The organism is Nocardia sp. NPDC050435 (assembly GCF_040655395.1).
Taxonomy (GTDB): Bacteria; Actinomycetota; Actinomycetes; order Mycobacteriales; family Mycobacteriaceae; genus Nocardia.
In genome coordinates, this window is sequence record NZ_JBFAJW010000007.1 from 414,933 (window position 1) to 428,407 (window position 13,475).

Annotated in this window: 16 protein-coding genes; 9 read left to right on the plus strand and 7 right to left on the minus strand. The window is 70.2% G+C overall.

From position 1 onward, the window contains the following. The first annotated feature begins 43 nt into the window (after positions 1 to 43). A complete protein-coding gene (locus AB0I43_RS23455) occupies positions 44 to 511 on the plus strand; it encodes a GtrA family protein (RefSeq protein WP_356974044.1) in 468 nt (155 codons plus the stop codon). Here AB0I43_RS23455 and AB0I43_RS23460 read toward each other — a convergent pair. The 3 genes from AB0I43_RS23460 to AB0I43_RS23470 are packed head-to-tail and all read right to left on the minus strand — an operon-like array spanning position 508 to position 2,437. Continuing rightward, a complete protein-coding gene (locus AB0I43_RS23460; protein WP_356974045.1) occupies positions 508 to 1,146 on the minus strand; it encodes a Type 1 glutamine amidotransferase-like domain-containing protein in 639 nt (212 codons plus the stop codon). The genes AB0I43_RS23455 and AB0I43_RS23460 overlap by 4 nt on opposite strands. Then, positions 1,146 to 1,979 carry a maleylpyruvate isomerase family mycothiol-dependent enzyme gene (locus AB0I43_RS23465; protein WP_356974046.1) on the minus strand — a complete coding sequence of 278 codons (834 nt, stop codon included), beginning with the start codon at positions 1,977 to 1,979 and terminating at the stop codon, positions 1,146 to 1,148. Before AB0I43_RS23465 ends, AB0I43_RS23460 begins: the two co-directional genes overlap by 1 nt. Continuing rightward, on the minus strand, positions 1,976 to 2,437 hold the full coding sequence (locus tag AB0I43_RS23470) for an HIT domain-containing protein (RefSeq protein ID WP_356974047.1): 462 nt from the start codon (positions 2,435 to 2,437) through the stop codon (positions 1,976 to 1,978). The genes AB0I43_RS23465 and AB0I43_RS23470 overlap by 4 nt, the downstream gene beginning before the upstream one ends. 281 nt (positions 2,438 to 2,718) lie before the next feature. Here AB0I43_RS23470 and AB0I43_RS23475 point away from each other — a divergent pair, with 281 nt between their 5' ends. The 4 genes from AB0I43_RS23475 to AB0I43_RS23490 all read left to right on the plus strand — a co-directional run bounded on the left by AB0I43_RS23475 (position 2,719) and on the right by AB0I43_RS23490 (position 6,273). Continuing rightward, on the plus strand, positions 2,719 to 3,837 hold the full coding sequence (locus AB0I43_RS23475; RefSeq protein WP_356974048.1) for a Re/Si-specific NAD(P)(+) transhydrogenase subunit alpha: 1,119 nt from the start codon (positions 2,719 to 2,721) through the stop codon (positions 3,835 to 3,837). Beyond that, complete coding sequence (locus tag AB0I43_RS23480; RefSeq protein WP_356974049.1) at positions 3,837 to 4,154, plus strand: NAD(P) transhydrogenase subunit alpha; 318 nt, start codon at positions 3,837 to 3,839, stop codon at positions 4,152 to 4,154. Before AB0I43_RS23475 ends, AB0I43_RS23480 begins: the two co-directional genes overlap by 1 nt. 3 nt (positions 4,155 to 4,157) lie before the next feature. Beyond that, on the plus strand, positions 4,158 to 5,576 hold the full coding sequence (locus AB0I43_RS23485; protein WP_356974050.1) for an NAD(P)(+) transhydrogenase (Re/Si-specific) subunit beta: 1,419 nt from the start codon (positions 4,158 to 4,160) through the stop codon (positions 5,574 to 5,576). A gap of 82 nt (positions 5,577 to 5,658) precedes the next feature. Next, the gene (locus AB0I43_RS23490; protein ID WP_356974051.1) at positions 5,659 to 6,273 is read left to right on the plus strand and encodes a hypothetical protein; all 615 of its coding nucleotides are present in this window, start codon (positions 5,659 to 5,661) and stop codon (positions 6,271 to 6,273) included. Between the two features lie 6 nt (positions 6,274 to 6,279). On the opposite strand, the gene AB0I43_RS23495 is transcribed toward AB0I43_RS23490, so the two are convergent. After that, on the minus strand, positions 6,280 to 7,473 hold the full coding sequence (locus AB0I43_RS23495) for an MFS transporter (protein ID WP_356974052.1): 1,194 nt from the start codon (positions 7,471 to 7,473) through the stop codon (positions 6,280 to 6,282). Between the two features lie 51 nt (positions 7,474 to 7,524). After that, a complete protein-coding gene (locus AB0I43_RS23500; RefSeq protein WP_356974053.1) occupies positions 7,525 to 8,382 on the minus strand; it encodes an NmrA family transcriptional regulator in 858 nt (285 codons plus the stop codon). A 106-nt stretch (positions 8,383 to 8,488) separates the two neighbouring features. On the opposite strand from AB0I43_RS23500, the gene AB0I43_RS23505 reads away from it, so the two are divergent. Continuing rightward, positions 8,489 to 9,481, plus strand: a complete 993-nt coding sequence (locus AB0I43_RS23505; protein ID WP_356974054.1) for an AraC family transcriptional regulator — start codon at positions 8,489 to 8,491, stop codon at positions 9,479 to 9,481. A 26-nt stretch (positions 9,482 to 9,507) separates the two neighbouring features. After that, complete coding sequence (locus AB0I43_RS23510; RefSeq protein ID WP_356974130.1) at positions 9,508 to 9,906, plus strand: thioesterase family protein; 399 nt, start codon at positions 9,508 to 9,510, stop codon at positions 9,904 to 9,906. Here the strand turns inward: AB0I43_RS23510 and AB0I43_RS23515 are convergent. Further along, on the minus strand, positions 9,903 to 10,706 hold the full coding sequence (locus AB0I43_RS23515; RefSeq protein ID WP_356974055.1) for an SDR family oxidoreductase: 804 nt from the start codon (positions 10,704 to 10,706) through the stop codon (positions 9,903 to 9,905). The two genes, AB0I43_RS23510 and AB0I43_RS23515, sit on opposite strands and share 4 nt — an antisense overlap. A 45-nt stretch (positions 10,707 to 10,751) precedes the next feature. Next, the gene (locus AB0I43_RS23520) at positions 10,752 to 11,243 is read right to left on the minus strand and encodes an Lrp/AsnC family transcriptional regulator (protein WP_356974056.1); all 492 of its coding nucleotides are present in this window, start codon (positions 11,241 to 11,243) and stop codon (positions 10,752 to 10,754) included. Between the two features lie 143 nt (positions 11,244 to 11,386). Here AB0I43_RS23520 and pdhA point away from each other — a divergent pair, with 143 nt between their 5' ends. Then, a complete protein-coding gene (gene pdhA / locus AB0I43_RS23525) occupies positions 11,387 to 12,496 on the plus strand; it encodes a pyruvate dehydrogenase (acetyl-transferring) E1 component subunit alpha (RefSeq protein ID WP_356974057.1) in 1,110 nt (369 codons plus the stop codon). Then, positions 12,493 to 13,467, plus strand: coding sequence for an alpha-ketoacid dehydrogenase subunit beta (locus AB0I43_RS23530; RefSeq protein ID WP_356974058.1), 975 nt, complete (start codon positions 12,493 to 12,495; stop codon positions 13,465 to 13,467). The genes pdhA and AB0I43_RS23530 overlap by 4 nt, the downstream gene beginning before the upstream one ends. Positions 13,468 to 13,475: the final 8 nt, after the last annotated feature.

Genomic DNA, 13,475 nt, shown 5'->3' on the forward strand with positions numbered 1-13,475 from the left:
CACTGCTCACCTTCCCGTCATCTGACGCTGGCACGGTGGTCGTGTGCTCGAGACGGCTACCACCGACACCCTCGCGGACCGGTTCACCCGGCTCTGCACGGCGGTCGTCGCCCGCCTGCCCTGGGGGCTGAATCGCCTTGTGGCGCCGACGTTCCTGGGCTTCGCCGTGATCAACAGCGGTACCTTCGCCGTGGATCTGATCCTGCTCACGCTGTGCCGGGGCGTGCTCGGACTGCCGCTCTGGCTGTCGATCACCATCGGCTACCTGTGCGCGTTCGGGCTCGCGTTCGTGCTGAACCGCACCTTCAATTTCCACTCGCACGCGCCCGTCGGCCGGCAGGCCGCGGTGTACGTGGTGGTCGTGGTCGTCAACTATCTGGCCTTCATCCTCGGTGTCGGCACCGGGCTGACCGCGCTGGGCCTGGACTACCGCCTGTCGCGGTTGCTGGCGGGCGGCTGCGAGGCCGTTTATATGTACTCGGCGCTGCGCTGGGTGGTGTTCCGCCGCTAGGGCAGCAGTTCGGTGCGCGGCCCGTCGACGACGACCACCGCGTCGTCGGTGAGCGCCCAGTGCGCGATCCGCGCGGCCCGGTAGTCCGCGGCCAGCCGGTTGCCGAAGCCGTCGGGGTCCAGCGCCGAGTCGATGTGCGGGACGATCCGGTGGTCGACGAGACCCAGTCCGTCCCAGCGCGGGTCGATCCCGCACGCGGGCCCGACCTCGGCCGGGTCGTCGCTGGTCTCCAGGCCGCGTAGATCCGGCGTCAGCACGCAGGCGCCCGCGCTGTAGCCCGCGTAGGCCAGCGCGTCCGCGGCGAGCAGGCGCGGCAGCACCAGATCGGCTCCGCTGCGCGCGAATTGCGCGCGCAGCACGAACGTGTTGCCGCCGCGCACCCACAGCAGCGGGAACCCGCGCAGGGCTCGCTCCAGATCGTCCGGGCGGCCGACGAACTCGCGCAGGTCCAGCACCTCCGGGGAGTACCCGAGCTTGCGCAGCGGGACGAGATCGCTGGTCACGGCCCCGGACCAGGCCTGCGGCCAGGCGTCGCAGGCGTTCGGGATCACCGCCACCCGGCCGGGCGGTCCGGCCAGCGCGGCGAGCCGGTCGGGGTGCGCCCCGAAGCGGTAGCTCGCCAGGAACAAGCGCATCAGAGCGTGAAGGCGAGGCTGCGCACCAGTCGCTGCCCCAGCTCCTCGTCGCCGCTGATCGCGATCTCGTCGAGGTGTTCCCCGGCGGTGGTGCGACCGCCGCCCAGGCGCACGAAAAGCCGGGAGTCCAACCGGATCTGGACGGTCGGCGGGGTGTCGAACTCCGCGGCGTAGGCGGCGCGACCGGCCTCGACCTGGACGCGCAGGGTGCGCGCGTGCGGCCCGGTCAGGTCGAACAGCACCCTTGAACCGTCGGGCGCCTTGCCGAACTTGCCGACCGCGCGCGGGATCGAGATGAGGAACTCCTCGAACGCCAGCGCGCCGCGCTTACCGCCCTCCTCGACGGTGACGCCGAGGGCGTCGGCCACGTCGAGTTCGTGCATCCAGCAGTCGAACAGCCGCACCCGCATGAAGCGGCCGTAGGGCACCTGCCCGATCGGCGACTGCGTCGGCGTCGTCCACTCCTCGTCGCTCAGCGCCCCGAGCGCCGCGTGCCGCCGGTCGGTGACCTCGCGGAACAGCGCCAGCAGTCGCGCGCCGGGCAGCGGCCGCAGCCGGTCCACCCAGATCTCGTTGAGCACCGCGACCTCGTTGCGGACGTGCGGCAGCGTGCGCACATCGGTCTTGGGCCGCATCGGATCGTGCGCCGGGGGCTGCTCGCCGAGCAGCCAGGACTCGGTCCCGACGACGTGGGCGAGCACATCGAACACGGTCCAGCCGGGCAGCGGAGACGGTGTGCGCCAACGGTCTTCGGGCAGGTCGGCGACCAGCGCGGCGAGCGCGTCCCACTGCTGTGCGAGCAGGGTGGTCAGCTCGTCCCGGTCCAGCGTCATGCCTGATTTCCTTCCACGTGATCGGTGTCCGCGGCGGGCAGCGCGGCGAGGCCGGCGCGGAGCGCGGCGGCGGTGCTTTCGGTGTCGTGCGGGCGGCGCAGCAGCAGGCCCTTGGCGAAACTGAGTTTGTCGCCGGTGTGGCGCGGGACGACGTGCAGGTGCACGTGCGCGACGGTCTGGAAGGCGGCCTTGCCATCGTTCAGCACCAGGTTCGCGCCGTCGGCGGCGAGCGGACCGCGTCGCACGGCCAGCGCGAGGCGGTGGCCGGTGCGGAAGAGCCGCGCGCCGGTGTCGGCGTCCAGGTCCGCCAGGTCGGCGGCGTGCGCCTTGGGAATGATCAGGGTGTGCCCGCGCGCGATGGGGCGGATGTCGAGAAACGCACAGAGCGTGTCGTCCTCGTAGACCTTGGTCGCCGGAGCGGTGCCCGCCACGATGCGACAGAAGACGCAGTGATCCACACGCCAGACCATACGGTGTACGACCTCGCGCGCACAGTCCACGGCATGACGCATATCACGCTGGGCCGTTCTGACCTGGAGAACAGTCCGCTCAGCGGTTTTCGGCCACCGCTTGTGACGGGCATCTCAACTACCCTCACTGCCAGCCGGGTACAGTTGCGAGGATTTGGACGTACTTACTCACAAGTAGCATCGTCCAGCCCTCGTTGTGCGGTGTTGTTGTCTACCAATAACGCGCCGCGCCCTGACGCTGAGCCAGTTCGAGTAAGGAAGTCTGACAAGTGGAGACAACGCAAAACGTAGGCGATTCGTCGCCGCGCGGAGCGCGTGTCGGAGTCGTTCGCGAATCCACCGCGGGCGAGCGGCGTGTCGCATTGGTGCCCAAGATCATCCCGTCGCTGCTGAAGCAGGGCGTCGAGGTCGTCGTGGAGGCCGGCGCCGGTCTCGGCGCGCTCATCCCCGACGACGCCTACGTCGCCGCCGGCGCGACCATCGGTGATCCCTGGTCGGCCGAGGTGGTCGTCAAGGTCGCCCCGCCCTCCGACGCCGAGGTGGCCAAGCTGTCCGACGGGCAGACGCTGATCGGCTTCCTCGCGCCGCGCAACGCCGACAACCAGATCGGCGCGCTGAAGAACGCGGGCGTGCAAGCCTTCGCGGTCGAGGCGATCCCGCGTATTTCGCGGGCCCAGGTGCTGGACGCGCTGTCCTCGCAGGCCAACGTCGCCGGCTACAAGGCCGTGCTGCTCGCCGCCTCGGAGTCGACCCGCTTCTTCCCGATGCTCACCACCGCCGCGGGCACCGTCAAGCCGGCCACCGTGCTGGTCCTCGGTGTCGGCGTCGCCGGTCTGCAGGCGCTGGCCACGGCCAAGCGGCTCGGCGGCCGGACCACCGGGTACGACGTGCGGCCCGAGGTCGCCGATCAGGTGCGCTCGGTCGGTGCGCAGTGGCTCGATCTCGGCATCGACGCCGCCGGTGAGGGCGGCTACGCCCGCGAGCTCACCGACGAGGAAAAGGCCAAGCAGCAGCAGGCTCTGGAGGACGCGATCAAGGGCTTCGACGTGGTGATCACCACCGCGCTCGTCCCCGGCCGCCCGGCCCCGCGCCTGGTCACCGCCGGCGCGGTGGAGGGCATGAAGCCCGGCAGCGTGATCGTCGACCTGGCCGGTGAGACCGGCGGCAACTGCGAGCTGACCGAACCCGGCCAGACCGTGGTCAAGCACGAGGTCACCATCGCCTCGCCGCTGAACCTGCCCGCGACCATGCCCGAGCACGCCTCGGAGCTGTACTCGAAAAACATCGCGGCACTGCTGGAACTGATGCTGGTGGACGGCAAGCTCGCCCCCGACTTCGGCGACCAGGTGCTCGCGGATTCCTGCGTGACTCGTGAGGTGGACGCCTGATGTACACCGGACTTCTGGCCAATATCGCGATCCTGGTGCTGTCCGGGTTCGTCGGCTTCGCCGTCATCTCCAAGGTGCCCAACACCCTGCACACCCCGCTGATGTCGGGCACCAACGCCATTCACGGCATCGTCGTGCTGGGCGCCCTGGTCACCCTGGGCAAGATGGAGGACCCCTCCCTCGGCATCCAGATCATCCTGTTCGTGGCCCTGGTCTTCGGAACCCTGAACGTCATCGGTGGTTTCGTCGTGACCGACCGCATGCTCGGCATGTTCAAGGGCAAGAAGCCCGCCGCGGCTGAGAAGGCGGAGAAGTAAGCCATGGACAATCTCGTCAATATTCTCTACATCATCTCCTTCGCCCTGTTCATCTACGGCCTGATGGGCCTGACCGGGCCGAAGACCGCCGTGCGCGGCAACTGGATCGCCGCGGTGGGCATGTTCCTCGCGGTGGTCGCCACCCTGATCGCGGTGCGCGACACCAACAACTGGATCCTGATCGTCGCCGGTCTGGTGGTCGGTGTGGCGCTCGGCGTGCCGCCGGCGCAGCGCACCAAGATGACCGCGATGCCGCAGCTGGTCGCCGCGTTCAACGGCGTCGGCGGTGGCACCGTCGCGCTCATCGCGTGGGCCGAATTCCTGGACACCACCGGCTTCTCGGCGTTCAAGCACGGCGAGGAACCGACCGTGCACATCATCATCGGCTCGCTGTTCGCGGCGATCATCGGCTCGATCTCGTTCTGGGGCTCGCTGATCGCGTTCCTCAAGCTGCAGGAGACGCTGCCGGGCCGCCCGATCGGCATCGGCAAGCTGCAGCAGCCGCTGAACCTGTTGCTGCTGCTGGTCGCCGTGGCCGCCGCCGTGTTCATCGGCATCCGCGCCGCCGACGGCGGTGCGCCGTGGTGGTCCATGGTGGCGCTGCTGATCGCGGCCGGCATCCTGGGCCTGATGGTGGTGCTGCCGATCGGCGGCGCCGACATGCCCGTGGTCATCTCGCTGCTCAACGCGCTCACCGGTCTGTCCGCCGCGGCGGCGGGCCTGGCGCTGAACAACACCGCGATGATCGTGGCGGGCATGATCGTCGGCGCGTCCGGCACCATCCTGACCAACCTCATGGCCAAGGCCATGAACCGCTCCATCCCGGCGATCGTCGCGGGCGGCTTCGGTGGCGGCGGCGCCGCGCCGGGCGCCGCCGACGGCGAGCAGAAGCAGGCCAAGGCCACCTCCGCGGCCGACGCGGCGATCCAGATGGCCTACGCCAACCAGGTCATCGTGGTGCCCGGCTACGGCATGGCCGTGGCCCAGGCCCAGCACGCGGTCAAGGAGATGGCGGCGCTGCTCGAGGCCAAGGGCGTCGAGGTCAAGTACGCCATCCATCCCGTCGCCGGTCGCATGCCCGGGCACATGAACGTGCTGCTGGCCGAGGCCGAGGTGTCCTACGACGCCATGAAGGAAATGGACGACATCAACGGCGAATTCGGCCGCACCGACGTCGCCCTGGTGATCGGCGCCAACGACGTCACCAACCCGGCCGCTCGCGAGGACGCCTCGTCCCCGATCTACGGCATGCCGGTGCTCGACGTCGACAAGGCCAAGTCGGTCATCGTGCTCAAGCGCTCGATGAACTCCGGCTTCGCCGGTATCGACAACCCGCTGTTCTACGCCGACACCACCTCTATGCTGTTCGGCGACGCGAAGAAGTCCGTCGGTGCGGTCACCGAGGAACTCAAAGCGCTGTAAGTAGATCGAGCCACGCGGCGGCCCTCCGTTCTCGCGAGCGGGGGGCCGCCGTCGTCTGTGTACAGAGAGTTGCCCCGCACGCATGACCATGCCACCGAATGTCCCGTTTCGCGGCCGGCCCGGACCGGGCAATCCCGGCCTGGCCCAGGGATATCCGATGGCCCCGCCGCCGCACTTCCCGCCGCCGCAGCCCACCCGGGCCAAGGTGCTGAGCTGGCTCGCGGTGATCGCGCCGGTGCTCGTGCTCTTCCTGATCGCCGGGGTGGTCTGGCTGGTGCGCGGCACCGGCAACTCGGCCGCGGTCGGCGACTGCGGCATCCTGGCCGGCACCAGCGCCGCCGCGACCTTCGAGCGCGCCGATTGCGCCGACCCGGCAGCCAACTACCTGGTGGCCGAGGTCTTCGACGGCGCCGATTCCCAGTGTGCGACAGCGGATTACACCAGTTACTACCAGTCCGGCGGCAACGAGTACACGCTGTGCCTGCGGCTGAACGCCCGGATCGGCGACTGCTTCGCCGGTGGCCCCGGCCGCGCCAGCCTGCGGGTGGAATGCACCGGCTCCGCCGACTTCAAGGTCGACAAGATCCTGCACGGCGTCGCCGACAGCGCCGCCTGCGGGCCCGCCGCCTCGGCCGAGAACACCATCGTCTACCCGAAGCCGGAGCAACTCACCTTCTGCCTGGCTGCCCCCAGATGATCGGTCTCATTCGCGGACCCGGGCATTGACCGGGGCCACCACTCCGGCCTGCCAACTGCACACCAGCAGCAGGACCAGCGGTGCGGCGAGAGCGGTGGTCAGCGGGACCAGGGCGGTCAGCCAGCCGATGATCGCCGGGCCCGCGAGCAGGCCCAGGTAGCCCAGGCTGAAGACGCGGGACATGTCCGTCGCCGCGGTGGTGGAACCCAGATTGCCCGCCGCGGTGAAGATCTGCGGGATGCCGCCGGCCAGCCCGATGCCGCACAGCGCCCAGCCGAACAGCGTCAGCGGGATCCAGCTGGAGATCAGGATCAGGCCCAGTCCGGCCGCGCAGATCAGCGTGCCGTAGCGCACCACCGCGACCCGGCCGACCGCGCCGGCGATGCGGTCGGTGGCCAGGCGGCCCGCGGTCATGGTGAAGGAGAACGCCGCGAACGCCAGCGCCGCTGTCGCCTCGTCGGCCCCGAGATGTTCGCGCACCTGCAGGGCGCTCCAGTCCGCGGCCGCGCCCTCGCACAGCAGCAGCACGAACGCGATCAGCGCCAGCGCCACCACCTTTCGAGTGCGCGCCGACCGTGCCTGCTCGGCCGACACCGCGTCGGCCGGCGGCTGATCCTCGACCTCGGGCGTATCGCGGAGCAGCAGCGGCACCAGCGCCGCGATGAGCGCCAGGCAGGCGACCGAGGCCACGCCCAGGGTGATCCGCACGTCCCAATCCGCCCGCTGCGCCGCCGCGCCGAGCACCGAGCCCAGAAAGCCGCCACCGGAGAACAACGCGTGGAAGGCCGACATGATCGGCCGCCCGTACGCCCGTTCCACGTGGACGGCCTGGGTGTTCATCGAGACGTCCAGCGCGCCGTTGCCGAAACCGAAGCAGGCCAGCGCGATCGCCAGCGCCACCGGCCCGGTGGCCAGACCGGGCCCGAGCACCGTCACCGCGGCGAGGGTGGCGGCCGCGGCGACCAGCGTCCGGCTGCCGAACCGGTCGGCCAGCGGCCCCGCGATCCGCATGCCGATCACGCCCGCGCCGGCCAGCATCAGGATGAACGTGCCCAGTGTGGATTTCGCGACCCCGGTGCGATCGGTGATGACCGGAATGTGCACCACCCACATCGCCACCAGGAACCCGTTGAGCGCGAAGACGGTGAAGACCGCCAGGCGGGCCCGCCGCATCGGACGCTCGATCATCGAATCCAGCATCACTCGACGGTACCGACTCGGCGAACCCGGCGGTGGCCGCTGCGCCGGGGTCTAACCGGCCGCCTGCTCCTGGACCGACCAGACTCCGGCGGCGGCCGTTTCCGCGGCGTACTCGCGAAAGTCCCTGGGGGCGCGGCCGAGTGCGCGCCGCACCCCGTCGGCCGTGGCCGAGTTGCGGCCGTCCAGGATCGTGCCGAACAGGTAGTCCAGCAGGCTGACCGCATCGGCGGGCACCTGGAGTTCGGTGAGACCGGCGACGAACTCGGTGCGGGTGATCAGGGTGTAGTCGATCTCGCGCCCGGTGGCCGCGGCGATCTCGGCGGTGGCCTCGGCGAAGGAGAGGGCGCGCGGGCCGGTCAGTTCGTAGAGTTCGCCGCCGTGCCCGGGGGTGGTGAGGGCGGCGACCGCCACGTCGGCGATGTCGTCGGCGTGCACGAACGGCTCGGGCACATCGCCGTTGGGCAGGGCGACGTGCCCGGCCAGGATGTAGTCGGTGAACGCGCCCTCACTGAAGTTCTGGGCGAAGAAGCTGCAGCGCAGGATGGTCCACTCCAGACCGGACTCGCGCACGATCTGCTCGCATTCCTCGGCTTCGGGCTCGCCGCGGCCGGAGAGCAGCACCAGCGTGCGCACCCCGGCCTGCTTCGCGGCCGCGGTGAAGGACTGGATCACCTCGGGCGCGCCGGGCACGGCGAGATCGGGCTGGAAGGCGAGGTAGACCTTGCCGACCCCGGCCAGGGCCGCGGGCCAGGTGCCGCGGTCGGTCCAGTCGAAGGGGATCGCGGCCGTGCGGGAGCCGAGCCGGACCGGGTGGCCGGCCTGCCGCAGCCGGGCGGCGACCCGGCCGCCGGTCTTGCCGGTGCCGCCGGTGACGAGGATGAGGGGCTGGTTGGTGTCGTTGTTCGTCATGATCTCAGTACAGCCGCCCGGGGCGAGACGCCACATAGTTCAGCCGCTCATGATCATGCGTCTGCGTCTACTGCCGTGCCGGTATGTCTGCGTCTACTGTGGGTGTGTGGATGCGCTCGCCAGTCTGCTCGAAGGTCCACGCGCCAGAGGTGCGTTCGTCATGTGCTCGCTGCTGGATCCGCCGTGGTCGTTGCGTATTCAAGACGAGGCGCCGCTGACGGTCGTCTCGATGGTCCGCGGCACCGCCTGGATCGTGCCGGACGCGCCCAAGCGGCCGAATTCCGTTGCGGCGGGCGGTTCGCCGACCAGTCCGCGCCAGCTCACCGCCGGCGATGTCGCGATCTTCCGTGGGCCGCAACCGTATACGGTCGCCGACGATCCGGGCACCGCGCCGCAGATAATCATCCATCCCGGTCAGGTCACCAAGACGCCCGACGGCGAGATCCTCTGCGAGACACTGAGTCTGGGTACCCGGCAGTGGGGCACCGATCCGGACGGCGCCACCGTGATGGTCACCGGCACCTACGAATCCGCCGGCGCGGCCAGCCAGCGCCTGCTGCGCGCGCTGCCGCCGGTCATCGTGCTGCCGCACGGCGATCTGGACGCGCGTCTGCTCGATCTGCTCGCCGACGAGGCCACCAAGGACGAACCCGCGCAGAGCGCGGTGCTCGACCGCCTGCTCGACCTGGTGCTCATCGCGGCCCTGCGGGCCTGGTTCGCCCGCAACGACGCGCCCGCCTGGTACCACGCCTACGCCGACCCGCTGGTCGGCAAGGCGCTGCGCCTGCTCCAGCACAACCCCGCACACGGCTGGACGGTCGCCGGGCTGGCCGAGGCGGTGGGTGTCTCGCGCGCGGCGCTGGCCCGCCGCTTCACCGACCTGGTGGGGGAGCCGCCGATGGCGTTCCTCACCGAATGGCGGCTGGCCCTGGCCGCCGATCTGCTCCAGGAGACCGACGCGACCATCGAGTCGATCGCGGGCAAGGTCGGCTACGGCAGCGCCTTCGCCCTGAGCGCGGCCTTCAAACGGCACTTCGGGGTGAGTCCGCGCGACCACCGGCAGGGGGCCGGGGCGGCTGAGCTATCGTCGGCCGGGTGAGCAAGCAGTATCCGGTTCTGTGGCCGATGCCGACGCGGTGGGCCGACAACGACCACTACGGGCACGTCAACAACGTGACCTACTACTCGTACTTCGACACCGCGGTGAACGCCTGGCTGATGCAGGCCACCGGCACCGACATCCGGGAACTGCCCGCGCTCGGCGTGGTCGCGCAGACCTCCTGCCAGTACCTGGGTTCGATCAGCTTCCCGGATCAGCTGCGGGTGGGCCTGCGCGTCTCCCGGCTGGGGCGCTCCAGCATCACCTACGATCTGGCGATCTTCCGCGACGCGGACGGCTCGCTGGAGCTCGCGGCGACGGGCGTTTTCGTGCACGTCTACGTGGATTCGGAGACCCGCAAGCCGATCGAGATCCCGGAGGTGATCCGCACGGCCGCCGCGACGCTGGTCGTGGCGGAGGACTAGCCGCGCAGCAGCGCCTGGAAGCGCCGCATCCCGTCCAGCCAGCGGTCGTAGTCGGATCCCTTGTGCCGGTACATCTTCAGCACCTCCGGGTGCGGCAGGATCAGGAACGTCTCGGCCTCGACCCCGGCGATCACGATGTCGGCGACCTGCTCCGGGGTGAGCACGGCGCCCGCGGTCTTCACCGCCTTGACCGCGAGGTCCGCGGCGGCCGGATCGCCGGGCACGAGTTCGCCGCTCAGCAGCCGGGTGTCCACGCCCATCGGGCAGACGCAGCTGACCCGAATGCCTTTGTCCCCGTAGGTGACCGAGAGCCACTCGGCGAATCCGACGGCCGCGTGCTTGGTGACCGAGTAAGGCGCGGAACCGATCTGGGTGAGCAGGCCCGCCGCCGACGCGGTGCTGACGAAATACCCGCTGCCGCGCTCGAGCCAGCCGGGCGTGAGCAGGCGCGCGGCCCGCACGTGCGCCAGCACGTTGACCTCGAGTGCGGCCGACCACTGGTCCTCGGTGCTGTCCAGGCCCGGCCCGCCGCCGATCCCGGCGTTCGCGAAATACAGGTCCACCGGACCGAATTCGGCCTCCGCCCGGTCGATCAGCTGCCGGATCACCCGCTCGTCGGCCACGTCCCCGCCGACGGCGACGGCGTTCGCCCCGATCTCCGCGGCCACCGCCGCGGCCCGATCGGCGTCCAGATCGGCGACGACCACCCGCGCCCCGCCCGTGCTCAACCGCCGCGCCAACGCCGCCCCGATGCCCTGACCGCCCCCGGTAACCACCGCGACTTTGCCCGAAATCTCCATTCCCGCACCCTAAGCCCTGGCCCGGAGACCGCGCGCCGGTGGCGATCAGCCGGAGGCGAGCCGGTCGAGCAGGGGAGCGGTGCGCGGACCGACGAGTTCGCGCATGACCAGGGCCATGTTGGTGCGTTCCACGCCGGGGATCTTCAGGATCTGGCCGGCGATGCGGTAGAGGTCGTCGGCGTCGCGGGCGACGACGCGGACGGTCAGATCGGTCAGGCCGGTCATGCCGCAGACCTCGGTCACCTCCGGAACCTCGGCCAGGGCGTCCACCACCGCGTCCAGCTGGTGCTGATCGACGACCACGGCCACGAACGCGGACAGCGGATAGCCGAGCGCGCGCGGGCGCACCCGTCGTTCGAAGCTGCCGAGTACCCCGCTGGCCTCCCAGCGGGCCAGCCGCGCCTGCACGGTGTTGCGGGACAGGCCAAGGCGCGTGGCCAGTTCGACGCCGGTGGCGCGGGGGTTGGCCACCAGCTCGAGCAGCAGCCGCGCGTCGGTGGCGTCCAAGGTCGGGTCGACGGGTTCTCTACCGGACATATGCGCAGTATGACATCCCTGCTGCCCGAACTTTTGAGCATTCTGCGCAGGGCCTTCCAGGTCGCTTGCGCACTCCGCCAATCCGGGCATGCTGTGAGGTAGAGCACACCCTGCTCGACGCCAGTTGGTAGGAGGCGATCCCTATGCCAGACAAGCTCGCGTATCCGGTTCAATTGATCCAGCCCGATGGCCGCCGCGTCCTCGACCGGGAGCATGCCGCCCTGGTCGCCGATGTCGGTCCGGACCAGTTACGCGCGCTGTATCGGGACCTGGTGGTCACCCGCCGCATCGATACCGAGGCCACCGCACTGCAACGCCAAGGGCAACTGGGATTGTGGCCCCCGCTGCTCGGCCAGGAGGCCGCCCAGGTCGGCTCCGCCCGCGCTCTGCATCCCGACGACTACGTATTCTGCAGCTACCGCGAAGCCGCCGTCGCCTACTGTCGTGGCGTGCGGCCCGGCGAGCTGACCCGGCTGTGGCGCGGGGCCGCCCATCACTGCTGGGATCCGGACGCGGTCCGCATGACCAACCCGAACATCGTCGTCGGCGCCCAGGGCCTGCACGCCACCGGCTACGCCTACGCCGCGCATCTGGACGGCGCCGAGATCGCGACCATCGCCTACTTCGGCGACGGCGCGACCAGCCAGGGCGATATCGCCGAGGCGCTGGGTTTCGCGTCGAGCTGGAGCGCGCCGGTGGTGTTCTTCTGCCAGAACAACGGCTGGGCGATCAGCGCGCCGGTCCGGGTGCAGAGCGCCACCCCGATCGTGCGGCGCGCCTACGGCTACGGCATTCCCGGCACTCAGGTCGACGGCAACGACGTGCTCGCGGTGCTGGCGGTGACCCGGCGCGCGATCCAGCGCGCCCGCAGCGGCGGCGGCCCCTCGTTCATCGAGGCGATCACCTATCGGATGGGTCCGCACACCACCGCCGACGATCCCACCCGCTATCGCGCCGCCGCCGAAACCGAGGAGTGGAAGCGGCGCGACCCGATCGACCGCCTGCGCCGGCTGCTGGAACGAGAAGACCTGTACGACAGCGCTTTCGAGCGCGCTGTCGCCGACCGGGCCGACGCGGTCGCGCACGAGGTGCGCACCGCGACCCTGCGGATGCCCGACCCGGGACCGGAGGAACTGTTCGACCACGTCTACGCCACCCCGCATCCGCTCCTCGATCAGGAGCGCCGGGAGTATCTGGAATACCTCACCGGCGATCCCGGTGCGGCAGCCGCGCCGGAAGGAGTTCGCGCATGATCACCACCTTCGCCGCCGCCCTGAACGCCGGGCTGCGCAGGGCGCTGGAGGACGACCCGAAAGTACTGTTGATGGGCGAGGACATCGGTCGCCTCGGCGGCGTCTTCCGGGTCACCGACACGCTCCAGAAGGATTTCGGCGACAACCGCGTGGTGGACACCCCGCTGGCCGAATCCGGCATCATCGGAACGGCTTTCGGGATGGCGCTGCGCGGCTATCGCCCGGTGTGCGAGATCCAGTTCGACGGGTTCGTGTATCCGGCCTTCGATCAGATCGTCGCCCAGGTCGCCAAGATCCACTACCGGACGCAAGGGAAGATGAAGGCGCCCTTGACGATTCGCATTCCGTTCGGCGGCGGCATCGGTTCGGTCGAGCATCACTCCGAATCGCCGGAGGCGTATTTCGCGCACACCGCCGGGTTGCGGGTGGTCGCGCCGAGTCACCCGGCCGACGCGTATCACCTGATCCGCCAGGCGATCGCGCTCGACGACCCGGTGATCTTCTTCGAGCCCAAACGCCGCTACTGGGACAAGGCCGACGTCGATTTCCGGGCCGCGCCGGAGCTGCCGATGGATCGGGCGCGGGTGTGCGCCGTCGGCACGGACGCCACCGTCGCCGCCTACGGCGGCACCGTGGCCACGGCGCTCAACGCGGCGAAAATCGCCGCGGAGGAAGGGCATTCGCTGGAGGTCGTCGATCTGCGCAGTCTGTCGCCGATCGACTTCGACACCCTCGCCGAATCGGTGACCAAGACCGGGCGGCTCATCGTCGTCCACGAGGCGCCGGTCTCCGGCGGCCTCGGCGCGGAGATCGCGGCCCGGATCACCGAGCGCTGCTTCTATCACCTGGAGGCGCCGGTGCTGCGCGTCGGCGGGTTCGACATCCCGTATCCCCCGGCTAAGCTCGAAAAACACCATCTGCCCGACCCCGATCGCATCCTCGCCGCGGTCGACCGATCGCTCGCCGCGTGAGAGGTGTC